This is a genomic window from Segniliparus rugosus ATCC BAA-974 (assembly GCF_000185725.2).
Lineage (GTDB): Bacteria > Actinomycetota > Actinomycetes > Mycobacteriales > Mycobacteriaceae > Segniliparus > Segniliparus rugosus.
This window is the reverse complement of sequence record NZ_KI391954.1, coordinates 171,603-195,642: the sequence shown is the minus strand read 5'-3', so window position 1 is coordinate 195,642 and position 24,040 is coordinate 171,603. Positions and strand designations below refer to the sequence as shown.

The window sequence follows — 24,040 nt, the reverse complement described above, 5'->3', positions numbered from 1 at the left end:
TGCGGATATGACTGGTTCGTGGGTTCCGAAGGTTCTTTCGTGTCTCCTCCTTGGCTTCGGCCCGACCGCCTGCCTCCTCGCCCCTGCCGCGCGAGCCGACGACGAGGATCAGGTCGCCATCGTGTACCGGCTGACCTCGCAGGCCGCTCCAACGCCCGCCCTGGTCTGGTACCACGCAGACGAGGCAGGCCCGCCAAGGATGGAGAGCGTGTTTTTAAACCCGCTTGTTGCCTGGCAGAAAGAAACGACTCTGCCCGCAGGGACCAAGGCGTATCTGCTCGCCGGGGCGGCCTTTGGCAGCGTCGGAGCCGTCCGGGGCGAGATCGTGCGCGACGGGCAGGTCCTCTGCTCCGGCACGCTGGACATCGGTTTCGCGGGGATGCCCTCGCCAGTGCCCGTGGACATGGGCAGCCAGATCTGCTCGGCCGAGGTGTGATCGGCTCAGAACGTCCAGCTGCCCTCGCGCGAGAGCACGAAACCGTAGTCTCCGCTCCAATGCGCCACGCACGCGACCATCCCGGCCTCGCCAACGGCGCAGGTCGCCCCGAACTCCGCAGAGCCCACCTCAAGCTTGCGCCCGGGCGCGAGCAGATGATAGGAGTCCGGGTCGATGGGCCGCTGCACGAAATGGCCTGGGCCTTCGAGCTGGTTGGCCGTCTCGAAACCGGCGAGGTCCGTCTTCTTCAGCGCTGTGCCGAAGGAGCGCTGGCCGTCCGAGCCCGTCGAAGTATCAGGAGCGATCACCGCGTTCTCGCCGTGCGAGACCCCCGGCAACGGGCCCCAGCATTTCGCCCAGTACGCCGGGCCCCGTGAATAGGTCGGCATCCGGCAGCGCACGCCGTCCTGCGTCACGAACTGCACGCCGTTCACCCCGTAGGTGTGGTAGGTCTCGTAGTCTTTGACATCCGCCGCCGCATAGCCGTCGAGGTCCGGGAACTGCGGGACGGCCACAGCCTGCGGCATATCTGCGAGCCCGAGCAAAAGAGCCAGGATGAGCGCCCCGCGAATCCTCATAGCACCGAGTGTAGCGACTCAAGATCATCCTGTTGGTGTCGCGCAGGCCGGTTGGGCTGGCCCAACGGGATGGCGCGCCGAGCCGAGGGCGACGCGCCGTTGGTCGAGGCGCTGAGCCGGGCGCACGCGCTGCTCGCAGCGTGTTGCAGCCGGGGCCTGTCGGGTCGGTCTCGCCGCCGGGCGATGTCCATGTGATGGCGCCGTCGGGATTGGGGCAAATCGGAGAGGTCAGAGGGCACGAATCCCGCGAGTACTAAGAGGTCCACGGCCAGGGTGACGGGCTTGGCCTGGGGCACAAGGCGGTTGCGCGGCTTTCCGGGCCGACAACACCGCGCCCAGACGCTCGCATCCGGCCGGAGGCCGGGGAACAACTCCTCCGCAGCGGCTCCCATCGTCCCGCCCACACATTCGACTCTCCCGAAAGAGCCACACTTCACAAGGAAAAAGGAGGGGTTTTCCGCCGGATTCCCGGCATCATCCCAACGCGAGAAGGCACACCGAGCCCGCCGCCAGCGCCAAACCGGCCTGCTGGATCCTGGCCACCCGCTCGCGCAGCACGAGCCAGGCCAGCAGCACCGTCGCCGCCGGATACAACGCGATGATCACCGTGGTCACGCTGAGCAGCCCCGAGCGGGAGCCGAGCAAGAAGAACATGTTCGCAAGCTCGTCGAGCACCCCCGCAGCAAGAGCCGGGGCGACCGCCAACGGCTTGCCGCGCAGCTTCCGCCACGACAGCAAGGCCGCGGTGAGCAGGATGGCGCTCGCCACCGCCCTGCCAGTGATGAGCGGCGCGAGGCCGCTGCCATGCGGGGCCCGATTGAGCGCGATGAGCTGCACCGCGATAGCGACACCGGAGCCGAACGCGAGCACGAGCCCCCTCAGGCTCGGCCTTGTGTGGTCCTCTTCCCCGCCCCGCGCGACCAAGACGACCGCGGCCGCCGCGAGTCCCATGCCGAGCCAGGACCTCGGCGACAGGACTTCCCCGGAGAGCACCCCGACCGCGACCGGCAAAACCGCGCTGACCACGGCGGTGACCGGGGAGAGCACCGTCATCGGCCCGATCGCGAGCGTGACGTAGAGCAGGCTGAACGCCGCCGCCGATGCCACGCCGGAAAGCGCGCCCCACACCAGCGCCCCGTGGTTGAAGTCGGCCCCGAGGAACGGCGCGAGGGCGCACGCGATGGCGAGGCTCGCCGGAGCGCTGATCGTCACGACGCACAGCACGTGGGACCGCCGCGCGGCGACGCCGCCCGCGAAGTCGGCCACGCCGTAGCTGATCGCCCCGATCAGGGCGAGGACGATCGCGATCATCTAGAACGTCCAACTTCCTTCGGGCGAGAGCACGAAGCCGTGGCGCTGCTCGTCCTGGTCCTCGCCGCGCTGGAGCTCGACCTGGCATGCCGTCGCTCCCCCATCGCCCACCGCGCACGTCATCACCGCCCCCATCTTGGACACGACAAGCTTCTGCCCTTGCGGCAGCGGCGGGTAATCGCGCTCTGTGATGGGAGTCGGGCGAGGCATCCCCGGATAGCCGTCATCCCGGTATCCGTACGTCTGCACGCTCGACTTCGTGAACGCAGCGGGACGAAAGTCCGCCCCTCCCGTGGCGAGGGAAACCGCGTTCTGGCCCGCCGGAGCCCCCGGCAAAGCGCCCCAGCACATCAGACTGAGCGCGCCCCCGCGCACGTTCACGGTGTACCGGCAATGCGTCCCGCCCGGAGCCGCGAACTGCCATCCTGGCGTGCCGTACGTGTGGTAGGTGTTGTACGCCGCCTCGTCCACCGCCGCGAAGCCGTCCAAATCCGGGAACTGCGGATCCGCGGCAGCCCTCGGCGCGGCAGCGCATCCGAACAGGGCCACGAGCAGCAACTGCCGAATCATCCTCACGCCCTCGCCTCGCTCGCGGCCTGGGATCTGGCCAGGCCGACCGTGGTGGTGATCATGACGAGCACGCATGCCGCGATCAGCGCCCACTGCGCCCCGTGGACGCGCAAACGCTCGTTGAACACCACCGACCCGCACAGCGCTGCGACTAAAGGCTCCGCGACGATCAACGCGGGCAGCGAGGCGCTGATATCGCCGGACTGGAACGCGAACTGCTGCAGGTAGAAGCCTCCTGCCCCGGTGACGACCAGCGCCCACGTCTGCCAGGCGAGCGGCAGGGCGAGGAGATTGTCCGCGCCGACCGCGACAATCGCTTTGGTCAGCGGCGCGCTCATCCCGAAACAGACGCCCGCCGCGGTCCCGAACAACAGCGCGCGGGTGGCTCCGCTGGCGAGCCGCGCCCACACGACGCACGCGCACGCCGCGACGGCGGCGGGGACCAACGCGATGAGCCACTGGCGCAGCGGAGCCGAGTCCAACCCCTCGTCGGGACGGCCGAGCACCAGGAACGCCGCCAAAGCCGCCGTGAGCACCGAGGCGAGCAGCACCGTGCGGCCCGAGAGCCGCCGCCGGGTGAGCGCCGCCGAGATCGGGAGGGCGAACAGCAGCGAGGCCACCAGGAGCGGGGCGACCAAGAGCAGAGAGCCGACGGACAGCGCCGCCGCCTGCACCAGGTACCCGCCGCCGTCGCCGAGCACGCCAGCCCACCAACGCGGCTGCGTGACGAGCACGCGCAGGAACGCGAGCCCTTGCGCGCGCTCCTGCGGCACGTCCTCGGCCACGCTCTGCTGCGCAGCGGAAGCCGCCGCGAACAGCAGGGCCGAGAGCAGCGCGAGGCCCACCGCGAGAACGGCCGAACTCATCGCCTACGCGCCAAGGAACGTTGCGGCGGCGCTGGGCGGTTCGTTCCGCTGGCTCCGATCCTGACCGGTCATATCTCTCATCGTGCGCCCAACAACCCCACGAACTGGTCGAAATGATCCGCCGCATCGTGGGGGCCCGCCGCGGCCTCGGGGTGGTACTGCATCGAGAAAGCCCGGCCGTTCGCGAGCGCCACGCCCTCGACAGTGCCGTCGTTCGCGCAGGTGTGGGTCACGAGCGCCTCGCCGAACGGGGTGTCGAAGCGCTGCCCCGCCTCGCCCTCCAACGCGAACCCGTGGTTCTGCGCGGTGATGATCGCCCGGCCCGTCGCATGCTCGATCACGGGGATGTTGATGCCTCGGTGGCCGAACTTCATCTTGTAGGTGGACAGGCCGAAGGCGCGGCCCAGCAGCTGATTGCCGAGGCAGATGCCGAAGAAGGGCAGGCCGTCACCAAGCGCCTCGCGCAGCGTCTCGACCACGCCGACCGCCGTCGCAGGGTCGCCCGGCCCGTTCGAGGCGAACAGGCCGCTCACGCCGAGCTGTTTGATCTGCGCGTAGCTCGTGCTCGCGGGCACCACGTGCACCCGGACGCCGCGTTGCGCGAACAGCCTCGGGGTCATCGTCTTGATCCCCAAGTCCAGCGCCGCGATGGAGAAGCGCGCCTCGCCCTCTGGCTCGACGACGTACGACTGCGGCGTGGTCACCTCGCCCACCAGGTCCGCGCCCGCCATGGGCGGCTGCTCGCGGACGATCGCCACCGCCTCGGAAGCCGCGGGCAAGTCGCCCCCGGAGAAGATTCCGGCCTTCATCGAACCGACATTGCGCAGCTTGCGGACCACTGTGCGGGTGTCGACGCCTTTGATGCCGACGATCCCCTGGCTGCTCAGCTCGTCTTCCAGGCCGCCATCGGCCCGCCAGTTCGAAGCCTTGCGGGCCAAGTCGCGGATCGCGTACCCGGCCACCCAGATCCGGTCCCGCGTCTGGTCGGGGCGGTAGGACTCGGAGTCCTCGTTGTTCCAGCCGGTGTTGCCGATCTGCGGGGCCGCCGCGACGACGATCTGACGGCGGTAGCTCGGATCGGTCAGGGTCTCCTGGTAGCCGGTCATGGCCGTGCAGAAAACTGCCTCGCCGAGCGTCTGCCCTGCAGCGCCGAACCGCTCGCCGGGGAATACGGTCCCGTCTTCAAGGACCAATACGGCAGTATTGTTCATCTGACCCTTCCTGATTGGTCGTTCGAGCTGAGCCATGCGGCTTGCGCCGAGGGATCGTCTGCGCGGAACGCTGTGTCGATGAGCGTTCCGTTGGGCAGGGTCCAGCGAATCACGCCGAACGCGCCCTCGCGGGCCACCTTCCCGCCGCGGCGCGCTCGGAGCGCACGGCGACGACGGCCGCCGCAGGGATCCAGAGCCCGTCCGGCTGTCCGGGCGAGTCGATGTCCAAAAGGAATCCGCCGGTCTGGCTGGTGAGCGTCGTCCGAGACCGGAGCCCGAGCCCGGCCCACGCCACCCGTTCTTGCCAATTCGGCGCGAAAGAGCTCCCGATGTAGATCCCGCTCACCGGGCCGAGCAGCACCTCCCCGCGCTTGTCGGCCGGCGGAGTCGGATGCAGGTTCCCGAACCGGACCCGCTGCGCGCGCTGGCGGCGGGTCCAGCCTCGGCGCATCGCCAACGCCGCGACGACGAGCAGCAGGAGCAGCACGAGCGTCTGGACCAGATAGCTCACGTCCACGACCGCTCCTCTTGCCGCGCGGCCTGTCCGTCGCGGGCGGTGATCCGGCCCCGCAGCAACGTCGCCGCAGCCCTGCCGCGCAGCCGCATCCCCTCGAAGGGCGTGTTCGTCGCGATGCTGGCGAGTTCCGAACCGCGCACCGTCCATTCGAAGTCCGGGTCCACGACCACGAGGTTCGCCGGTTCGCCGACGGCGATGGGCCTGCCGTGGTCGGCGAGGCCAGCGATCTGCGCAGGTTTCTCGCTCATCGCCCGCGCGACCCCGCGCCAGTCCAAAAGGCCGGGGCGCAGCATCGTCTCCAGGATGATCGGCAGCGAGGTCTCCAAGCCCAGCATGCCGGGGCGGGCGAGCGCGAACTCCCGGTCCTTGTCGTGGGCCGCGTGCGGGGCGTGGTCGGTCGCGACCGCGTCGATCACGCCATCGGCGAGCGCTCGGCGCAGGACCGCGACATCGCTCTCCTCGCGCAGCGGCGGGTTCACTTTGTAGACCGGGTCGTAGTCTTCGAGCCTCGAATCGTCGAGCAGCAAGTGGTGCGGGGTGACTTCCGCCGTGATGGCGATCCCCTGCTCCTTCGCCCACCGCAGCACGGACACGCTGCCCGCCGTGGAAACGTGGCAGATATGCACCCGCGCGTTCGCGTCCCTGGCGAGGATCGCGTCCCGCGCGACGATCGAGTCCTCCGCCGAGCGCGGCCACCCTGTGAGGCCGAGGCGCGCAGCGGTCGGCCCCTCGTGCGCGCACGCGCCGCAGGTCAGCCTGGGGTCTTCCGCATGCTGGGCGATCAGGGCTCCGAGGCCCGAGGCGTACTCCAGCGCCCGGCGCATCACCAGGGGGTCGCTCACGCAGAAGCCGTCGTCGGAGAAGATCCGCACCCTCGCCTCGCCCGCCGCCATGATGCCCATCTCGGCGAGCCGCTCGCCCTTTTGCCCGACGGTGACCGCGCCGACCGGATGCACGTCAACGAGGCCGACCTCCTGCCCGCGCCGCCAAACGTGGTCGCAGACCAGCGCGGTGTCCGCGACCGGGTCGGTGTTGGGCATCGCGAAGACGGCGGTGAAACCGCCGGCCGCCGCGGCCGCCGAGCCGGAGGCGATGGTCTCCGCGTCCTCCCTGCCGGGCTCGCGCAAGTGCACGTGCAGGTCCACAAGGCCGGGCAGGAGCACATGCCCGCCGCCGTCGACGACCTCGGCTCCGTCCGGCGCGGGCGCGGAGCCGATCTCGGCGATCACGCCGTCTCGGACGAGCACGTCGACCGGCGAGCCCTCGCCGTACGGACGGACGTTTCGGATCAGAACGGACTCGCTGGGCTCGGTCTGGCCGCCCCCCTCACGCTTCGTCGCGCTCACTGGTGCACCGCCTCCTTCGCCGCAGGGCTGGGCACTGCCTCGCTCGCCGGCAGGCTGGGAGCCCCCGCCAACAACCGGTAGAGGACGGCCATGCGCACATGCACGCCATTGCGCACCTGCTGGAGCACCGTGGAGCGCTCCGAGTCCGCCGCGGCGTCGGAGATCTCCACGCCTCGGTTCATCGGCCCAGGGTGCATGACCACGGCCTCCTCCTTCAATTGGTCAAGCCGTTTGGGGCTCAGCCCGTACAGCGTCGAATATTCCCGCAGCGACGGGAAGAAGCCGCCGTTCATCCGCTCCGCCTGCAACCGCAGCGCCATCACCGCGTCCAAGCCGCCCAGCTCGTCGTCCAACCGGGACGAGACCCGGATCCCGCCTCCCTCGAAGCCGGCGGGGATCAACGTCGGCGGAGCGACGAGCACGACTTCCATCCCGAGGAGCGCGAACAGGCGCGCCCCCGAGCGGGCGACCCTGCTGTGCAGGAGGTCGCCGACGATGCCGACGCGCTTGCCCTCCAGAGCGCCGAGCCGCTCCCGCAGCGTCAGCGCGTCCAAGAGCGCCTGAGTCGGGTGCTCGTGCGTGCCGTCCCCGGCGTTCACCACCGAAGGCCCCCCGCCGCCGGGCTCGGCGGTCCACTGCGCGATCCGCTGCGCCGCCCCGGAGGCCGGATGGCGGACCACGATCACGTCCGCGCCCGCCGCCCGCAACGTCAGCGCCGTGTCCCGCAACGACTCGCCCTTGGCCGTGGAGGAGCTGGAGGCGGAAACGTTGATCACGTCCGCGCTCATCCATTTGCCCGCGATCTCGAACGAGACCCTGGTGCGGGTCGAGTTCTCGTAGAAGAGCGTGACCACGGTGCGCCCGCGCAACGTGGGGAGTTTGCGCACCACGCGTCCGGCGAGCAGATGGGAGAAGTGGGCGGCGTCGTCGAGCAGCGCCGTCGCCTCGTCCCGAGTGAGGCCCTCGATGGCCAAAAGGTGCTTCATGCGCCGCTCCGAGGCGAAATAAGGGCGACCTCGTCGCGTCCGTCGTGCTCCACAAGGCGCACCGCGACTCCCTCGGAGCGCGCTGTGGGGATGTTGCGGCCGACGTAATCGGCGCGCAGCGGCAGCTCACGATGGCCCCGGTCGACCAGGACCGCGAGCTTCACCACGGCCGGCCTGCCGAGATCGCGCAGCGCGTCGAGCGCGGCCCGGACGCTGCGGCCCGAGAACAGCACGTCGTCCACCAGGATCACCACCGAGCCGTCCACGCCGGGAGAGGGGATCTCCGTCGCGCCGAGCGGGCGGTTCGGGCGCTCGCGCAGGTCGTCCCGGTACAAGGTGATGTCCAACGCCCCGGCAGGCACCCGCTCCCCCGAGAAGCGCTCGACCTCCGAGGCGAGCCTGCGGGCGAGCGCGACGCCTCGGGTGGGCACCCCGAGCAGCACGACCGGGGGCGAGCCCGGACTGCCGGGGGAAGTCGTCTCGATGATCTCGTGGGCGATCCGCGCCACGCAACGGGAGAGGTCGGAGGCGTCCAGCAACAGCCGCTCGGCTGGCTGGGCTGCGCCGCTGCCGCCTGCGGGCGGGGCCTCTTCGGAAGGCGAGTTCGGTGTCATGCTCCTGACTTCCTTGTCCGCCTCACTGGACGGACCGTTAAAGGACGTCGAACGGGGCTCAGAATACCACGCGGCGCGGCCTCACCGACGCTTCGGCCCTGGCACGGAGGTCACCGCCAGCCCGCCCTTCTCCCGTTCGAGGCGCAACGCTTTTTTGTCGAACTTGCCGACCGAAGTGCGCGGCACTTGGTCGATGAACGCCCAATGCTCCGGCACCTGCCAGCGGGGGAAGCTCTCGGCCAGATAGGCGCGCAGCTCCTCGATCCGCTCCGACTCCGAAGCCGTGCTCGCGGCCGCGAGCACGACGCAGGCCAACGGCCGCTCGCCCCAGATCTCGCACGGCACGGCGACGACGGCGGCCTCGCGCACCGACGGATGCGCCATGAGGCGGTTCTCCAGGTCCACCGAGCTGATCCACTCGCCGCCGGATTTGATGACGTCCTTCGTGCGGTCCGAGATCACGAGGTAGCCGTCCTCGGTCAGCTCGCCGACGTCGCCGGTGCGTAGCCATCCGTCGTGGAATTTCTCCGGGGCTTCGACCCGGTAGTAGCTGGTGGTCACCCACAGTCCGCGCGTCTCGATCTCGCCGGCCCCGCCGCCGGGCGGGACGGTTTCGCCCTGATCGTCCACGATCCGCAGCTCGACCCCAGGAGCCGCCTTGCCGACGTAGGACCGGTAGCGCCAGTACTCGTCGCTGTCCGGGTCGAGATCGGGCCGGGGGACCCATGTGGTCGCGACCGGCGAGGTCTCGGTCATGCCCCATAGCTGCATGAGGTCCACCCCCAGCTCGGCCCGGAACGCCTTCATGAGCGAGACCGGGACCGCGGACCCGCCGGACTGGAGCGTCCTCAGCGAGGAGAAATCGACCGCCCCCGGATGCTCGCGCGCGTAGCGGAGCACGTCGGTCCAGACCGTCGGCACCCCGGAGGACAGCGTGACCCGGTGCTTGTGGATGAGCTCGGCGACCGCCCCGCCGCTGAGGAACTGGCCCGGCATGATCAGGTCGGACCCCGAGAGGAAGGCCGCGTGCACCAGGCCCCAGGCGTTGGCGTGGAACATCGGCACGATCGGCAGGACCCGGTCCGTCCTTGACAATCCGAGCAGGCTCGCGGTCGTCACCGCCGACGAGTGCAGGTACACGGACCGATGGCTGTAGACGACCCCCTTCGGATCGCCCGTGGTGCCGGAGGTGTAGCACATCGCGGCGGCGGCTTCCTCGGCCACGTCCGGCCATTCGCGCAACGGTTCCGCCGAGGCGAGGAGATCCTCGTAGTCGTGCAGCTCCACCTGCGACTCAGAAGCGGCCGCCGCATCGGCGAAGACGGCGGCGTCTTCCGCGCACGGCGTTCCGGAGATGACGACGTGTCGGACCGTGCGCATGGACGGCAGCGCTTTGGCGAACAGCGCGACAAGGCTCGCGTCGAGGATGACGACCTCGTCCTCGGCGTGGTTCGCGATCTGGGCGACCTGCTCGGGGGCGAGGCGGATGTTCAAGGTGTGCAGGACCGCGCCCATCGCCGGGATGGCGAAGTACGCCTCGACGTGTTCGGCGTTGTTCCACTGGAACGTGCCGACGCGCTGGTCGCCCGTGACGCCGAGCCCGCGAAGCGCCCCGGCGAGCCTGGCGGCCCGCTCCACCGAAGCCGCGAAGGTCCGCGTGGTCTCGCCAGACTCGGTTTTCGTGACGATCAACCGGTCGCCGTGGACATCGCGGGCGTACTGCAGAATCGTGCCGACGCTCAGCCGACCGCCCGACATCGTGCCTCGCATCGCGCGTCCTCCATCACCTAGTTCAATTTGTATGAGTTACGGCACTCATACTAGTGCCGCCGAGGGTGTCGCCGCAGATCGCCGTCGGGGCTAGAAGATATCGAGCCGGGCGATCAGACGAGAGAGCCATGGGGCGAAGCGGTACTGCAGATAGCCGAGACGGGATTCCGGGGTGACCGGCACGACGGACTTGTTCTTCTTGACCGCCCGCACGATCTGCTCGGCCACCTTGTCGGGGGTGTAGCGGCGGGCCTGGTAGAGCTTGTCGAGCCTGCCGACCCGCTCAAGGCGCTCTTCCTCGGAGGCCCCCGCGATCTGCGTGGTGCGGATGATGTTCGTGTCCACGATGCCAGGACAGATGGTCGACACCCCGATCCCCGCCGCGTGCAGCTCCGCGCGCAGCACGTCCGAGAACATGAACACGGCCGCCTTGCTCGTCGCGTAGAGGCCGATGCCCTTCTGCGGGCTGTACGCGGCCATCGAGGAGAGGTTCACGATGTGCCCGCCGAGTCCGCGCAGGGCCATATGCTTGCCGAACAGCTTCGACCCGGAGATCACCCCGCGCAGGTTGATCCCGAGCAGCTTGTCGATCTGGGCCTCGGTCGCGTCGACGATCAGGCCGCCGAAGCCGATCCCGGCGTTGTTGACCACGACGTCGGGGACCCCGTGCTCGGCGACGACGCGGTCGACGAAGGCCGCGTGCGCGTCAAGGTCGGAGACGTCGAGCTGGTACGCGTGCGCGACGGAGCCGACCTTCTCGATCAGCGCGGCGGTCTCTTGCGCCGTCGCGAGGTTCACGTCGCTGAGCACCAGCTCCGCGCCCTCCCGCGCGAACGCGAGCGCGGTTTCGCGCCCGATGCCGCTGCCCGCGCCGGTGACGGAGACCAGCTTGCCCGCGAAGTCGCCTTTCGGCGCGCCCTTCGCGACCTCGCCCCTGGCGAACACCCTGGACGGCTTGCCGTCCAGCCCGTCCACGAAGTCGCGCACCAACGTGGCGATGGCCTGGGGCCTGGAGTAGGCGACCCAATGCCCCGTGGAGAGGTCGTGCCGCCACAGCTTCGAGGCCCAGCGAGGGTAGTCGTCGTATGTCTCCGCGCGGATCGCCACGTCGTTGCGGTTGACGATCAGCTGGACCGGCACCTCGGTGGGCCGGGGGTTCGGGGAGCCGAACGCCGCCTGGGAGGAGTTCGCCCAATAGACCCGCAGCCCGTTCGCCATGTCCTTGCCGAAGGTCGGGGCCAAGTTGACCTGCTCGGCGGGGGTCCCCTCGATCGTCCGCAGGAAGCGCCGCCAGTTCGCCGGCTTGCCCAGCACGGCGGCGAAGAGCGCCTGCGGCAGCGGCGTCATGTGGAAGAAGATCTGGTAGAGCAGCGAGGCGGTCTGGCTGGCCACCCAGGGCAGCCGCCGCAGCTGCAGCCCGGCGAGCACCTCGCGCAGGTTCGTCCCTAGGTAGTCGAGGCTCGGCCCGGAGATCGAGGTGAACGAGGCGATCCTGCCCTTCGCGCGGTCCTGCACCACCGCCTCCCAGCTCGCGCAGGAGCCCCAGTCGTGCGCGACCAGGTGCACCGGCTCGTCGGGGCTGACCGCGTCGATCACCGCGAAAATGTCGTCGGCCAGATCGACCATGCGCCACTCGCGGAAGCTCTTCGGGCTCGTGCTCTGCCCGTGCCCCCGTGAATCGTAGGAGACGAGGTGGAACCGGTCTTCGAGGAGCGAGACCACCTGCTCCCACATATGGTGCGTGTCCGGCCAGCCGTGGGTCAACACCACCGTGGGATTCTTCGGATCCCCCCGCTCGAACACCGCGAGGTCCACCGGACCGCTCGTGACCCGGCGCGCCCGCTCTGGCGAAGCCTTCGCCGCCGTGGTGACAGAATTGACCGCTTCGTCAGACATGGTTATGAGCCTACTATCCCCCCAGGCGCTCCGCGACAGGGACGGCGGGCGCGCTCACTCCGGCGGCAGCGCCTCGCCCCCGGCTTCGGCGGCTCCTCGGATCTGATTGGCCAGCTCCACCAATCGGCCGAGCACCCCATTGATAAACCCGGGGGACTCGTCCGTCGAAAGGCCCTTCGCGAGCTCCAACGCCTCGTCCACCGCGACGGCGGTCGGCACCTCCGGCGCGAACAGCAGCTCCCACACCGCGACGCGCAGGATGGAGCGGTCCACCGCGGGCAGCCGGTTCAGCGACCAGTCGCCGCGCAAATGGTCGCTGATGGTCTGGTCCACCACTTCGAGATGGTCCCGAACCCCTTCGAGGACGACCAGGGCGTACGGCGTGAGCTGAGGCGCGGAAAGATCCTTGACCAGCTCGGCGGAACGCTCGGCGGCAAGCTCGGCGGGGTCGAGGTCGCGGGCCTCCGCCTCGAAAAGCAGCTCCACCGCCCGCAGCCGCGCTTTGCGGCGCGATCCCGCTCGCTTCGCGGAGTCGGACTTCGCGGGGTCGGACAAGGCGCTCAGGCGTTCACGCGCCCGAGGTAGCTCCCGTCCCTGGAGTCCACCTTGAGCTTGTCGCCGGTGTTGATGAAGAGCGGCACCTGGATCTCCGCGCCCGTCTCCAACGTCGCGGGCTTGGTCCCGCCGGTGGAGCGGTCGCCCTGCAGGCCGGGGTCGGTGTGCGACACCACGAGCTCGACCGTGGTCGGCAGCTCGACGAAAAGCGGCGTGCCGTTGTGCTTCGCGATCTGCACCTCGGTGTTCTCCAGCAAGTACTTCGCGCCGTCGCCGAGGACCGTCGGGGAGATCGGCTCCTGCTCGAAGGTCTCCCCGTCCATGAACACGAAATCCTCGCCCTCTTTGTAGAGGTAGGTCATGTTCCGGCGGTCGACCGTCGCGGTGTCCACCTTCACCCCGGCGTTGAAAGTCTTGTCCACGACCTTGCCCGAGACCACGTGCTTGATCTTGGTGCGCACGAAGGCCGGCCCTTTGCCGGGCTTGACGTGCTGGAACTCTGTGATCTGCCAGAGCTCGCCGTCGAGGGAAAGCACAAGGCCGTTTTTGAAATCGCTCGTGGAAGCCATAAAGGTCTCTATCTCTTCTTCGTCGTTCGTCTGTTGCCGCCAGACAGGAGCCTATCGGCTCGAGAACCCGTCAGGTCACGGCTCCAGGATGGTAAGCGCCTTGTCGGTGAGAGTCAAAAGCAGGTTCTCGGATTCGCCGACCACCAGGGTGTCCTCGATCCGCACCCCGCCCTTGCCGGGCAGGTAGACGCCGGGCTCGACGGTGAGCACCGAGCCGACCGGCACCAGTCCTTCGGAGAGCTTGGAGAGCGCGGGCGACTCGTGGATGTCCAGCCCGACCGCGTGGCCGAGCCCGTGGTCGAAGTGGTCCTTGTGCCCCGCCGCGTCGATGATGTCGCGGGCCGCCGCGTCGACCGACTTAAGCTCGACTCCGGGCTTGAGCGCCTCTCGTCCCGCGGCCTGCGCCGCCAGGACCAGCTCGTACACCTCGCGCTGCCAGTCGGCGGGCTCGCCGAGCACATACGTGCGGGTCATATCGGAGTGGTAGCCCAGCCACATGGCCCCGAAATCGATCTTCACGAAGTCTCCGGCGGCCAAGACCGCCTCGGTGGGCCGGTGGTGCGGCATCGCGGAATTCGGCCCCGCCGCGACGATCGTCTCGAAGGACGGGCCCTCCGAGCCGAAGTCCAGCATGAGGGATTCGAGGTCCCGCGCGACCTCCAGCTCCGTGCGCCCGGCCCGCACCCCGCCCTTGGCGAGCAGCGCCGCGAGCGCCTTGTCCCCGATCTCCGCCGCCTTGCGCAGCGCCTCGACCTCGTGCGGGTCCTTGACCACCCGCAACAGCTCCACCACGCCCGCGATCGGGACGAGCTCGGGGGCGGCGAACGCCACCTGGTCGGCGGCCTGGCCCGCCGCCGCGACCAGCGCCCGGTGCTGCTGGAGGGTCACGATGTGGCTCTCGATGCCGAGCCTGCGCGTCTTCTGCCTCGCGGCGAACGCGGTCAAGGCGGTCGCCACTCCGCGCGCGTTCAGGACGACCAGGTCCGGGGACTGCTCGGCGACCTGCGTGGTGTACCTGCCGTCGGTGGCGATCCGCGACTGCTCCTCGCCGCGCGCGTCGATCAAAAGGCCCCCGTTGGAGCCGGTGAAGCCGGAGAGGTAGCGGACGTTGGCGAGGTCGGTGACGAGCAGGGCTTCGAGGCCGCGCTCCGCGAGCGCCGCCCGCAGCGCCTCCCGCCGGGCTCGATGGTCGAAAGTCATGCTCCGAGCCTACCGTCGGCGACGCTGTAGGACATGTCGGGGATCAAACGTTCCGCCATCGGGTCCGCTCTGCCGCCCGCCTGGGCGGATCAAGCCGTTTCGCAGGCCAGGACGGGCTCGGCTGCTTCAGAGCCGCCGCGCGCCCGTATGGCGACGTCCGCGATCAGGACCGCCAACGCCAGCGCCGTCATCGCCGCGCCGACCCACAGCGGCGAGACGAAGCCGTAGCCCGCGCCGATGGCGAGGCCCGCGAGCCACGGGCCGAGCGTGTTGCCGACGTTGAACGCTGCGACGCTCGCGCCAGAGGCCAGCGTCGGGGCTTCGGCCGAAGCGCGCATGACGCGGGTCTGCAACGCCGGGCACATCGCGAATCCGAACGCTCCGAGGAGGGCGAGCGCCACGAGGACGACCGGTTTCGCATCTGCGGCCAGCGCGAACACCACGAGCACCGCGACCACGCCGCCGAACGCCGTCACGAGCGCCCCGGTGGGCCGCGCGTCCGCGGATTTGCCGCCCAGATAGTTCCCGACGCACATGCCGACCCCGAACAGGATCAAGAGCCACGGCACGGTGGCGCTCGCGAATCCGCCCACCTGCGTGAGCGTGAAAGCGATATACGAGAAGCCGCCGAAGACCCCGCCCCAGCCGAACACGATGAGCCCCATCGAGAGCCAGACCTCCCCGGACCGCAGCCCCGCCAGCTCCGCGCGCAACGACCCGCCCGCCGCGTCCCTCGCCCCGCCCGAAGGGGTGAGGCACGCGATGGCGGCGAAGCCCGCCACGCCGATGGCGGTGATCGCCCAAAAGCTCGCGCTCCAGCCGAAGCGCTGGCCGAGGAACGTGCCCAGCGGCACGCCGAGCACGTTCGCCAGCGTCAGTCCCCCGAGCATTATCGAGACGGCCACGGCCTGCCGGTCTTTGGCGACCATGCTCGCGGCCACGACCGCGCCGACCCGAAGAACGCGCCGTGGCAGAGCGCGGCGACCACCCTGCCGAACATCATCACCCCGAAGGTCGGCGCGATAGCGCAGAGCAAATTGCCCAAGATGAAGAGCACCATGAGCCCGAGCAGCGTCCGCTTGCGGTCGAACCGGGCCACCAGCGCGGTGACCAGCACGGCCCCGACCGCGACGGCGAGCGCGTAGCCCGAGATCAAGTATCCGGCGGTCTGCTCGGAAACGGCGAAATCGCGGGCAAGCTCCGGCAAAAGGCCCATGATCCCGAATTCCGTCAGACCGATCCCGAAACCGCCGATGGCGAGTGCGATGAGGCCAAGTGGCATGGGCGCTCCTCCGTCTGCCGATGCTAAATAATATATAATATTTCGCTTAATATTGCTTGCGCATTAATTGCACACGCCTTGCAATATAGTTGCATACGCCGACTAATAGCGCAAGATGCTAGGATGTGAGATCGCACTCACGCGAGAGGCTTGGCAATCCGATCGCCGACCCGGAAGGAGGGAGCCGCCATGGGGTACTCCGACGACGCCGTGGAGATCCGCGCCCGAGGCTGGCGCACGCTCGCCGCTCTGCACGGGGCGCTGGAATCCGCGCTCGAACAAGCCCTGCAACGCGAGCACGGGCTCTCCGTCGTCGAGTTCACCGTGCTCGACGCGCTCAGCAGGCAGACCGACCGCCACATGCGGATGGCGCAGCTCGCCCGCGCCGCCGCGCTCTCGTCCAGCGCGACCACCCGCCTGGTCACCCGGCTGGAAGAGCGCGGCCTGCTCGCCAGGTTCCTCTGCGCGGACGACCGCCGGGGCATCTACACCGAGCTGACCGACGAGGGGCGACGGCTCCTCGTCGGGGCGACGCCCACGCACGACGCGACCCTGGAAGAAGCCCTCGCCGGAGCGGCCCAGATCCCGGAGCTGCGCCCCCTCGTCGAGGTCCTGTCCCGGCCGCCTGGGAACCAGCCCGCCAAACCCTAGCCAGCCCCGCTACCGGGCGCGCCCCCCTACCGGACGGCGCCCTCTCGCGCCAGGCAATAGAACGGGATGGCCGTGCCGATCCCCACGGTGAAAGTCAGCACGAACGAGGCGGCCCACCAACGGAGGACGCCGAGCCGCTTCGCGTCCGCGAACGCCCACAGGTGGAATCCCCCCACCACCAAGCCCAAGTCCACCATCGCGAACTTGCCCGGCGTGGTTTTCCAGATGTCCCCCACGAAGAAGTCGCGGGCCGACCGCAGGCCGTTCTTCGCGACATACGGCAGCGCGATCGAGTTCTGCGTGAAGAACGCCGCGACGAACGCGATCAGCAAACCGGTGCGGACCACACCTTTGTCCTGCGCGATCGCGCGATGCGCGATGCGATCTTGCTCCAGCAATGCGACTCCTTCTCTCGGCCCACCTCGAAAGCTCTATGAAATATAGCATAATGACCTCTAATGGCTAAGGGTCCGTCACACCCGTCACTCAGCTTTCACGGCTACACTCGTTGCCATCCCACAACCAAAAAGAAGTGAGAGACCCATGAACCTTTCCGGTCCGGACACATCCTCGAAGCGCCGCTCCGCCGCTGCCCTGCTCGCGCTCGCCGCGGCGGCAGGCTTCTGGTCGAGCCCGGCGGCAGCCGCCGACCCGCACAGCCCCGCCCCGGCCAAGCCCGGAACGTCGCCCCTGCTCCAAGACACCGACCCCGAGGACGACGCGACCGACGACCAGCCCTCCGACGACGAGCACCGCAACATCAGAAACCCCTACGTCAGCGGCCCCCTGGCGGGCATCGGCGGCCCGACCACCAACGACAACAAACAGGACATCGGCCAGACCATCGACGACGTCCTCGGCGATGTCACGCAGGGCCGCGCCGACGGCGTCGGCGAAACCGTCAACGGCATCCTGGACGGCGTCGCCCAAGGCGGCGGCGGGGACGGGATCGGCCAAGCCGTCGACGGCGTTCTGGGCCGCGTCACGCAGGGCGAAGGCGGCGACGGTATTCGGGAAGCCATCGGCGGCGTGCTCGGCAAAGTCGCCAAGGACGGCGAAGACGGCCAAATCCCCGAGCCCGTGCGCAAGGGAGTGATCCGGCTCAACAAAGCGCTCGGCGACACCGGCTTCAACAGCGACGACGACTCCCACGGAGCCGGCCCCGCGGGCAAGAGCCCGGCAGCGCCCGACGACGACAACTGAGCGCGAGCGCCTGAGACCTACGCGCGCTCGAGCCAGGACTGCGGCTGCTCGTAGTCCTCGTCGCCAGGCTGCGGCCCTTTCGGGACAGAAGCCTTCGGCGCCGGAGCCTTGGCCGCCTCCCCCGTGAACCCCTTGATGCTCTCCACAGCCTTCGCGATCCTGGGATCGCCGGTCAGCTCCGCCATCGCCTCCTGCGCCTTCTTCGCCGCGTCCGCCACCGCCGCGCGCGCGGCGGCCTTGATCGAACTCTCCAGATCCTCGATCCGCAGCTCCCCCGCCTGTGGGTTGAGTTTCAGGTCGAGGAACTTCCCGCCCGCGTCCACCTCGAACACGATGTGCCCGTTGTGCGCGGTCCCCTTCCCACGCACCTCGGCCAGCTTCGCCTGCGCCCGAGCCTGCTTCGCCCGCAGCTCAGCGATCTCCGCCTCAAGGTCGCGGACTTTTGAGTTCTCGTCAGCCATCGTTCAACCTCTCTCAATTCCACACGCCAGAAAAATCCTCGGAACTCGCTCACGCGGCATAAGCATTTCCCGCATTCTACTTGGGGTAAACCCTCCGAAGCAAGCCCTCGCTATAATACTCGATCTTGATATCACCGGGCATTTCAAGCGCGATACGGCGACAAAGATCTAACCCTTCTTCATCGAGCCGGTCGATCATAGCAGCCGATTCTGCCCGCAACCCTCCTCCATCTCTAGAGGAATAATATCCTGGTATTGAGAATTCCAATGCTCAATCCTCTCAATCAAGCCCGAAGACACCCCCAGGGCAGACAAAGAAACTGGGCCGTCGAGGTCCCCAATATGAGGACTCGGAAAATCCGCAGCGAGAGTCAGATAGCGCATTTTTCCTTTCGATCACCGCGCCACGCGAGAGCCCCCAATTGCCGAGCCATTGTCTCTCAACATCCCATACCAGCAAGACAGACACCTTAGTGCGCAAGCAGCTCCGCTATAGCTCCAGCAACCTTCGCCTCGTCTATGAATTCTGGACAAAGCCTTATTTCCCACTCACTACTGTCCAAATGCTCCAACCTACAGATCTGCTTAACGAGTTCCCCTGATTGAATTTTTTCCGGAACCAAATCTTTCAACTGCTCGACTGCCAGAAAAACCCCCTCATGAATATCTTCAATCCCAAAGGAGAATTCGCGAACTTCAGACCAATTCATGACATATCCGACAGACCCGTCTGTAATATCACCGAACTCTGACATGTCGAAATCTTTTGAGGCTTTGCCAACCCCTTCGAAACCGATCACTGACCACATCTAGTCGTTATCCGGAATTAATTTAAGCGCATCGCCCAAATTAATCTTACGCCCAGATCTCGACCACGTCGGGAAAATTATCCGCTTCATGCCAGTCACGACAGCGCATCCGACTCTCTTCTCTCACGATATACTCCCTCACATTAGGAAGATTCCGAAAATTCAGGCTCTCCGTACCCTCCATATGCATCACCAGTCGAATCGGGCACCTTGTACGCGCTTGCATATTTGGATCCCCAGAAAACTACCAAACTATCTGGAGAGAAGTCAACCGAGTCGTCATCTTCTATCCTTCCCAAAGCAATCGCTACGGAATTTTCTGAATCAAACTCGAAAGCAACAGACCATAGGGCATAGATCGAACTGTTAGATGGTTTAAGCCATGCAGAACGGACTCCTCTCACCTCCCTTCCAAGCACGCTTTTCCAGGGCAGATACCAATCCTCATCAAGGTCACCACAAAAAACATTTTCTTCGATCTTCAAACTGAGCCCGTAATCAAATCCTCGCATAGCCCACTGAATTGCGAGCGAAATTCTCGCGTCAAAAAATAGTTCGATGTCCGCCCGGAGTTCGGTGGCCCTTTCATTAGAGTATACAGGAGGGGATTCCCCCCTATCTCCATCACGATCTCCCGCGGTGTACCGAACACCAACAAGCTTAGACCCTTTGATCCTATCTGTGATCGAGTCAAAATCAGAATATTCTTCGATTGGATTTAACACAGTCATGCTAATAAGCGAACTTCCCGAAATATTGGAATAACTTGCCAGAATCTACGGCGGCCCCTAAACCATCGGGTCTCACCACATAGTTTCCTCCAGCGAATTTTCCGCCGTTAATAGGCGTTGTTTTTGCTTGCGGGTGTCTTAGTATATCTTCAAGAAGCTTCTGTCCCGCCTGATCGAGCTGCTTACCAGGTACCTGCGGAAGCTCACCTCTATCCATATGCTTTTGATACTCTCGACCAGCATGCGTCCTTCCGCCTTTCACTGGCCTCTCGCCGCTTCTGAGTATATCTTCAATATCTTTGCAGCCATATAACCCTAACGGGTCCATCCAGGTCAGTGGGTCGTGCGGGTAGGAGTGCTGGTTCGGGGCGGGCGCGAGGCCCAAGGGGTCCGGCGACGTGTACCGCGCGGTCCACGGGTCGTAATGCCGGTGCCGGTTGTAGTGCAGCCCTGTCTCCGCGTCGAAGTACTGGCCGGGGAACCGCAGCGGCGTGGTCGCCGTGGACTCGGGGTGCCAGCGCTGCTGCCCGTAAAGCGTGGAGAGCGCTGTACCGGCGAGCTGTCCGGTCGCCGCGTCGTACAAGTCCGTCGGCGCGCCGACCAAGTCTGTGACGATGGCGTAGAAGCGCCGGTCCACCGCGCCTTGCTCGTCGCTGGTGCGGATCTGCGCGAGCGGAGCGAAGCCCTCGTCGTAGGACCAGGTGAGCGACTCCGCGCCGGAGTCGGCCTGGGAAGACTGCTCGAGGAGCCGGTCCCCGTCCCACGCGAACAGCGTCTCGGACACCGGCGCGTCCGGCCTCGCCCCGTCGTACTGCCGCTTGGCGACCCGACGGCCGAGCGCGTCGTACGCGTACCGCCACAGGGAGCCGTCCGGCGTGGCGACCTCGACCAGCCGGTCGTACGCGTCGTAGCGGTAGTGCCAGACGTCCGGCTTGCGGTCGGGCTTGGTCACGGTCGTCCGCACGAGCCGCCCGTCCGCGTCGTAGACGTAGTGCGAGCGCCCCGCGCGGGTCAAGAGCGTGCCTTCGTGCTCGTAGGCCACCGCCCCGGGGCCGACCGGGTTGTCCGGCAGGTTCCCGAAGAACTGCGCGGTCTGCATGCCGGTGACGTTGTCCGCCGCGTCGTAGGCGTACCGCTCGCTCCACGCCTGCTGCGGGTCCGAGCCGATGACCTGGGTGATGCGGTTGCGCGCGTCAAAGGCGTAGCGGGTTTCGCCGCGCAACGGGTCCAGCGCGCGGGCCACGCGCCCGGCGGGGTCGTAGGCCCATCGCCGCTCCGAGACCGACGCGGCTCCGTGCCCGGCGCGCTGATGCACGAGCCTTCCCGCGACATCGTAGGCCCGGTCGATCCGCACGGCCTGCCCGTAGGAGCGGCGCACCGTACGCCCGAAGGAGTCCCGGGCGAATTCGATCGGGAGCCCGGCGACGGTCTGCCCGACGAGGTCGCCCGCCGCGTCGTACGCGTACGTGGTCACGACCCCGGACGGGGCGGTCGAGGAGACCCGCTGCCCCGCCACGTCGTAGGAGAACCGCACGACCCTGCCGTCGACGGACTCCGAGACCACCCGGCCCAGCGCGTCCCGCTCCCACACCACGGTGGCTCCGGGGCTCGTCGCGGACACGACCCTGCCCGCGAGGTCGTGCGTCCAGACGGTCGTCTCCCCGGTGTCCGTGACCTCTTTGACCAGGTTGCCCGCTTGGTCGTACTCGAACCGCACGGACTGCCCGGAGGCGTTGACACGGCGCGCGACGCGCCCCATCGAGTCTCGTTCGAGTGTGACGACCCGTCCGTTGAAGTCCTTCTCGCGGACCAAGTCCCCCGCCGCGTCGTACTCGTACTCCCAGCGCAGGCCCGCGTGGTTGGTCACTGAGGTGAGGCGCAGCTCCGGATCGCGCTCACGGAGGGTTTCCGTCCCGTCGGCCTCGATGGTCGAGCGCAGCAAGTCGAACTGCTGGTAGGTGGCGCGCACGACCTGGCCGATCTCGTCGGTGATCGAGACGAGGTTCCCCTCGCCGTCGTACGTCCAGCGTTTGGTCGCGCCATCCGGGCCGGTCTGCTCCAACGGGTCGCCCGAGACGGACCAACGCATCCGTGTCTCCCCGCCGACGGGGTCCACGGCGCGCACCACCCTGCCGAAGAGGTCGCGTTCGTAGCAGGTCTTCGCGCCGGTCGGGCTGATCACCGCGACGGGCAGGCCCGAGGAGTCGACCTCGACGCGGGTGACCGCGCCCAAGGCGTCGACCAGAGCGACTTCCGCGCCCGTGGCTCCGCGTTGGATTCGAGTCGTCGCGCCCGAGGGGTCGGTGATCGAGATGAGCCTGCCGTGCTTGTCGTGCTCGTACGACCAGACCGCCCCGTCGAAGTCCGTTCTGCGCGACAGCCGCCCGGGGGCCGAGTACTCGAACGTCGCGGTCGCGCCGTCCGGGCGGGTCACCGATGCCACGTCCCCGGCTTCGGTGTAGGTCCACACGGTGCGTCCGCCGTCCGGAGCCGTCTCGGCCAGCTTGCGGTCGGCGTTGTCCCAGTCCGTGCGGGTGATCCGCCCAAGTGGGTCGGTCACAGCGACGATCTGTGCCCGGCTGTTCGTCTCGTACCGGGTGACCGCTCCCGCGAAGTCCGTGTTGATCGTGACGCCGCCGGTCGGGGTGGAGAGGTACTCGAAGGTGTTCTCCATGACCCCGCCCGTGCCGACCTGCGCCACGCATCGGTTCCGGTCGTCATACTCATAGTCGAACCGCACGCCGTTGCGGTCCACCCACCGGGTCAGCCGGTTCTCCGCGTCGTGGTTGTAGGCCAGCCGTCCTTCCGCGCCGTTCAGGATTCCGGCGATATTCCCCGCTCGGTCGCGCTCGTAGCTGACGATCGGAACCACGCCCGCCTCGCTCGTCGGGTAGGACCCGACCGCCTCGGCGCCCGCCGACGAGGCCAGCGAGAGGCCGACGACCAAGCCGCCCGCACGCCGCACATGCACCGTATGGCCGCTGGAATGCTCCAGCAGCGCCGGGAGGCCCTGCTGGTCGTAACGGAATTTGACGTGGTTCCCGTTCAGGTCGCGGAGCTGGCGCAACGGCACTTCCACCACCCGGTCCTCTGGGATCTCGGATGGAGCCGGGGAAAACACCTTCGTCGTCCCGCTCGCGGCTTCCACCAGCTCATACGCGCCCGCCTGGGCGTTGAGCCGCAACCGCCAGTTCGGGCCGCGCGGCGCCGAGACCGGCGTGCCATCGCGCTCCGGATGGGGGAACCATTGCAGCACCCCGTCTTCCCAGACCACGACCACGCCCTCGGAGTCGACTTCGAGCCGCTGGTCCAACGTGGAGGACCAGCGCGGCCCGAAAATCCGGCCGCCGTCGTGGAAAGACAGATAGGTTCTCGAGATCCGCAGCGGCAGCACCCCGGGAAGTTCGAGGTCGACATCCTCCAACAGCAGCTCGCCCGTCGCCATGTCCACCGGGTCTTTGCCGAACAGCCTGCAAAGCATCGACCGGGCGGAGTCGGTCGCCTTCTCGACCTTGCTCCCCACTTTCCCGCCTGCCTTGACGACGAGCTTGCCGAGTTTGGCGGCGAGTTCGGCGAGCTTTTCGACCAGCTTGGCGACCTTGGCGATCAGCCCCTTGATGATCTCGACGACCCGCCGAGCGTAATTCATCAATCGGGCGATCACCGTCGCGTTGCCCGCCACCTCCGAGGCCCCCAGGGAGAACACCGCGAACACCGCGCTCGCCGTCTCGATGGCGATCGTCTCTGCCGCCGCTTGCAGCAAGAGCTCGATAATTTCTTGGTGCGCGTCGTCGATGAACTGGGCGTACTGCTCGCATGAGTCGCCCAACGCGGAGCAGCCCTCCACGAGGCTGTCGAGGTCCTTCTTCAGGTCGGTGTGCTTCTGCGCCGCGAGCGCGACCTCGGGAGCCTGCTGCGCGTTGATGAGCGCCACCGCCGCCGGAATGCCGTCCGCCGCCGAGCGGATCGAGGAGGAGGCCGTCTTCCATGTCGACGCGGCCGCCCTCAGCTTCTCGATATCCCCGTTCGGCCACACGTAGCCCATCAAGTAGTCCTTGATCAGATGCCAAATGTGCCCGATCAAACTGTCCGGTTCCTTCTCCGGGCCGCCGTACGCGGCAGGCACGGAAGGCACGGCGAGCTCCGACGGCGACGGAGCCCCCGGCAACGACGAGTCCCCGCCGCCGATGGTGGAGCTTCCGTCCGCCTCGGCGTGATTCGTGCCCGTCGCGTGCAGCAACGTCGCGTAGAGGCCCGCCGTGTTGATCACGTTCGCCGCCGATTGCAGCGCCTGCTTGACCGCCGGATCGTACTTCTCCGAGAAGCTCTGCGCGGGCTTGTCCGAACCAGCCATGCCGCCCGATCCCCCAAGCCCTCCGGAAAGGCTCTGGACAGCAGCCCGCGCCGAGGAGTTCACCCCGTCCATCTTGCTCGCCGCAGTAGCGTAGTCACTGGGGTTGACGACGAAATAGGTCACC

The 24,040-nt window shown here is 67.7% G+C and carries 21 protein-coding genes and 2 pseudogenes; 3 read left to right on the top strand and 20 right to left on the bottom strand.

What is annotated here, in order from left to right:
- Window positions 1-7: 7 nt before the first annotated feature.
- Window positions 8-436: a hypothetical protein gene (locus tag HMPREF9336_RS10875; RefSeq protein WP_007466937.1), complete on the top strand. Its 429-nt coding sequence runs from the start codon at window positions 8-10 to the stop codon at window positions 434-436.
- 5 nt (window positions 437-441) lie between these two features.
- Here HMPREF9336_RS10875 and HMPREF9336_RS17570 read toward each other — a convergent pair whose 3' ends face one another.
- From HMPREF9336_RS17570 to HMPREF9336_RS10800, 15 genes and pseudogenes are all read right to left on the bottom strand, one after another.
- Window positions 442-1,014 (bottom strand): hypothetical protein, encoded by a 573-nt coding sequence (locus HMPREF9336_RS17570; protein ID WP_007466935.1) that lies wholly within the window; start codon window positions 1,012-1,014, stop codon window positions 442-444.
- Between the two features lie 474 nt (window positions 1,015-1,488).
- Window positions 1,489-2,325 (bottom strand): DMT family transporter, encoded by an 837-nt coding sequence (locus HMPREF9336_RS10865; protein WP_007466933.1) that lies wholly within the window; start codon window positions 2,323-2,325, stop codon window positions 1,489-1,491.
- The gene (locus HMPREF9336_RS10860; protein WP_156920396.1) at window positions 2,326-2,901 is read right to left on the bottom strand and encodes a hypothetical protein; all 576 of its coding nucleotides are present in this window, start codon (window positions 2,899-2,901) and stop codon (window positions 2,326-2,328) included.
- Window positions 2,898-3,761 (bottom strand): DMT family transporter, encoded by an 864-nt coding sequence (locus tag HMPREF9336_RS10855; RefSeq protein WP_007466929.1) that lies wholly within the window; start codon window positions 3,759-3,761, stop codon window positions 2,898-2,900. The genes HMPREF9336_RS10860 and HMPREF9336_RS10855 overlap by 4 nt, the downstream gene beginning before the upstream one ends.
- 77 nt (window positions 3,762-3,838) lie before the next feature.
- Entirely contained in the window at window positions 3,839-4,972 is a 1,134-nt protein-coding gene (gene carA, locus HMPREF9336_RS10850; protein ID WP_007466928.1) for a glutamine-hydrolyzing carbamoyl-phosphate synthase small subunit, read from the bottom strand.
- Window positions 4,969-5,423, bottom strand: a pseudogene (locus HMPREF9336_RS10845) (PH-like domain-containing protein). Before HMPREF9336_RS10845 ends, carA begins: the two are co-directional and overlap by 4 nt.
- 56 nt (window positions 5,424-5,479) lie before the next feature.
- Window positions 5,480-6,835: a dihydroorotase gene (locus tag HMPREF9336_RS10840; RefSeq protein WP_007466924.1), complete on the bottom strand. Its 1,356-nt coding sequence runs from the start codon at window positions 6,833-6,835 to the stop codon at window positions 5,480-5,482.
- Window positions 6,832-7,821 (bottom strand): aspartate carbamoyltransferase catalytic subunit, encoded by a 990-nt coding sequence (locus HMPREF9336_RS10835; protein WP_007466922.1) that lies wholly within the window; start codon window positions 7,819-7,821, stop codon window positions 6,832-6,834. Before HMPREF9336_RS10835 ends, HMPREF9336_RS10840 begins: the two co-directional genes overlap by 4 nt.
- Entirely contained in the window at window positions 7,818-8,435 is a 618-nt protein-coding gene (gene pyrR / locus HMPREF9336_RS10830) for a bifunctional pyr operon transcriptional regulator/uracil phosphoribosyltransferase PyrR (protein ID WP_007466920.1), read from the bottom strand. Before pyrR ends, HMPREF9336_RS10835 begins: the two co-directional genes overlap by 4 nt.
- An 81-nt stretch (window positions 8,436-8,516) precedes the next feature.
- Window positions 8,517-10,205: a long-chain fatty acid--CoA ligase gene (locus HMPREF9336_RS10825; RefSeq protein WP_021030511.1), complete on the bottom strand. Its 1,689-nt coding sequence runs from the start codon at window positions 10,203-10,205 to the stop codon at window positions 8,517-8,519.
- Window positions 10,206-10,295: 90 nt separating this feature from the next.
- On the bottom strand, window positions 10,296-12,101 hold the full coding sequence (locus tag HMPREF9336_RS10820; protein WP_007466916.1) for an SDR family oxidoreductase: 1,806 nt from the start codon (window positions 12,099-12,101) through the stop codon (window positions 10,296-10,298).
- Between the two features lie 54 nt (window positions 12,102-12,155).
- Complete coding sequence (gene nusB, locus HMPREF9336_RS10815) at window positions 12,156-12,656, bottom strand: transcription antitermination factor NusB (RefSeq protein ID WP_007466914.1); 501 nt, start codon at window positions 12,654-12,656, stop codon at window positions 12,156-12,158.
- A gap of 5 nt (window positions 12,657-12,661) precedes the next feature.
- Entirely contained in the window at window positions 12,662-13,225 is a 564-nt protein-coding gene (gene efp, locus HMPREF9336_RS10810) for an elongation factor P (protein ID WP_007466912.1), read from the bottom strand.
- A 75-nt stretch (window positions 13,226-13,300) separates the two neighbouring features.
- Window positions 13,301-14,425, bottom strand: coding sequence for an aminopeptidase P family protein (locus HMPREF9336_RS10805; protein WP_007466910.1), 1,125 nt, complete (start codon window positions 14,423-14,425; stop codon window positions 13,301-13,303).
- A gap of 89 nt (window positions 14,426-14,514) precedes the next feature.
- A pseudogene (locus HMPREF9336_RS10800) lies at window positions 14,515-15,707 on the bottom strand (MFS transporter).
- A gap of 189 nt (window positions 15,708-15,896) precedes the next feature.
- On the opposite strand from HMPREF9336_RS10800, the gene HMPREF9336_RS10795 reads away from it, so the two are divergent.
- Complete coding sequence (locus HMPREF9336_RS10795) at window positions 15,897-16,358, top strand: MarR family winged helix-turn-helix transcriptional regulator (protein WP_007466904.1); 462 nt, start codon at window positions 15,897-15,899, stop codon at window positions 16,356-16,358.
- Window positions 16,359-16,384: 26 nt separating this feature from the next.
- Here the strand turns inward: HMPREF9336_RS10795 and HMPREF9336_RS10790 are convergent, their stop codons facing one another.
- A complete protein-coding gene (locus HMPREF9336_RS10790) occupies window positions 16,385-16,756 on the bottom strand; it encodes a DUF2834 domain-containing protein (RefSeq protein ID WP_007466902.1) in 372 nt (123 codons plus the stop codon).
- 145 nt (window positions 16,757-16,901) lie between these two features.
- Here HMPREF9336_RS10790 and HMPREF9336_RS17565 point away from each other — a divergent pair, with 145 nt between their 5' ends.
- The gene (locus HMPREF9336_RS17565) at window positions 16,902-17,561 is read left to right on the top strand and encodes a hypothetical protein (protein ID WP_007466900.1); all 660 of its coding nucleotides are present in this window, start codon (window positions 16,902-16,904) and stop codon (window positions 17,559-17,561) included.
- A gap of 17 nt (window positions 17,562-17,578) precedes the next feature.
- Here HMPREF9336_RS17565 and HMPREF9336_RS10780 read toward each other — a convergent pair whose 3' ends face one another.
- The 4 genes from HMPREF9336_RS10780 to HMPREF9336_RS10775 form a co-directional block, all read right to left on the bottom strand.
- Window positions 17,579-18,022, bottom strand: coding sequence for a YbaB/EbfC family nucleoid-associated protein (locus HMPREF9336_RS10780; protein WP_007466898.1), 444 nt, complete (start codon window positions 18,020-18,022; stop codon window positions 17,579-17,581).
- 470 nt (window positions 18,023-18,492) lie between these two features.
- Entirely contained in the window at window positions 18,493-18,822 is a 330-nt protein-coding gene (locus HMPREF9336_RS18470) for a hypothetical protein (RefSeq protein ID WP_156920394.1), read from the bottom strand.
- 152 nt (window positions 18,823-18,974) lie between these two features.
- Window positions 18,975-19,562, bottom strand: a complete 588-nt coding sequence (locus HMPREF9336_RS18465; RefSeq protein ID WP_156920393.1) for a hypothetical protein — start codon at window positions 19,560-19,562, stop codon at window positions 18,975-18,977.
- Window position 19,563: 1 nt separating this feature from the next.
- Window positions 19,564-24,039, bottom strand: a complete 4,476-nt coding sequence (locus tag HMPREF9336_RS10775) for an RHS repeat-associated core domain-containing protein (protein ID WP_007466895.1) — start codon at window positions 24,037-24,039, stop codon at window positions 19,564-19,566.
- Window position 24,040 lies beyond the last annotated feature (1 nt).

Coding starts and splice junctions, on each gene's coding strand:
- HMPREF9336_RS10795 (WP_007466904.1), top strand. CDS start 15,897: ATGGGGTACTCCGACGACGCCGTGGAGATCCGCGCCCGAGGCTGGCGC.
- HMPREF9336_RS17570 (WP_007466935.1), bottom strand. CDS start 1,014: ATGAGGATTCGCGGGGCGCTCATCCTGGCTCTTTTGCTCGGGCTCGCA.
- HMPREF9336_RS10865 (WP_007466933.1), bottom strand. CDS start 2,325: ATGATCGCGATCGTCCTCGCCCTGATCGGGGCGATCAGCTACGGCGTG.
- efp (WP_007466912.1), bottom strand. CDS start 13,225: ATGGCTTCCACGAGCGATTTCAAAAACGGCCTTGTGCTTTCCCTCGAC.
- HMPREF9336_RS10835 (WP_007466922.1), bottom strand. CDS start 7,821: ATGAAGCACCTTTTGGCCATCGAGGGCCTCACTCGGGACGAGGCGACG.
- HMPREF9336_RS10820 (WP_007466916.1), bottom strand. CDS start 12,101: ATGTCTGACGAAGCGGTCAATTCTGTCACCACGGCGGCGAAGGCTTCG.
- HMPREF9336_RS18465 (WP_156920393.1), bottom strand. CDS start 19,562: ATGACTGTGTTAAATCCAATCGAAGAATATTCTGATTTTGACTCGATC.
- HMPREF9336_RS10875 (WP_007466937.1), top strand. CDS start 8: ATGACTGGTTCGTGGGTTCCGAAGGTTCTTTCGTGTCTCCTCCTTGGC.
- carA (WP_007466928.1), bottom strand. CDS start 4,972: ATGAACAATACTGCCGTATTGGTCCTTGAAGACGGGACCGTATTCCCC.
- HMPREF9336_RS10805 (WP_007466910.1), bottom strand. CDS start 14,425: ATGACTTTCGACCATCGAGCCCGGCGGGAGGCGCTGCGGGCGGCGCTC.
- pyrR (WP_007466920.1), bottom strand. CDS start 8,435: ATGACACCGAACTCGCCTTCCGAAGAGGCCCCGCCCGCAGGCGGCAGC.
- HMPREF9336_RS10855 (WP_007466929.1), bottom strand. CDS start 3,761: ATGAGTTCGGCCGTTCTCGCGGTGGGCCTCGCGCTGCTCTCGGCCCTG.
- HMPREF9336_RS10780 (WP_007466898.1), bottom strand. CDS start 18,022: ATGGCTGACGAGAACTCAAAAGTCCGCGACCTTGAGGCGGAGATCGCT.
- HMPREF9336_RS10825 (WP_021030511.1), bottom strand. CDS start 10,205: ATGCGAGGCACGATGTCGGGCGGTCGGCTGAGCGTCGGCACGATTCTG.
- HMPREF9336_RS17565 (WP_007466900.1), top strand. CDS start 16,902: ATGAACCTTTCCGGTCCGGACACATCCTCGAAGCGCCGCTCCGCCGCT.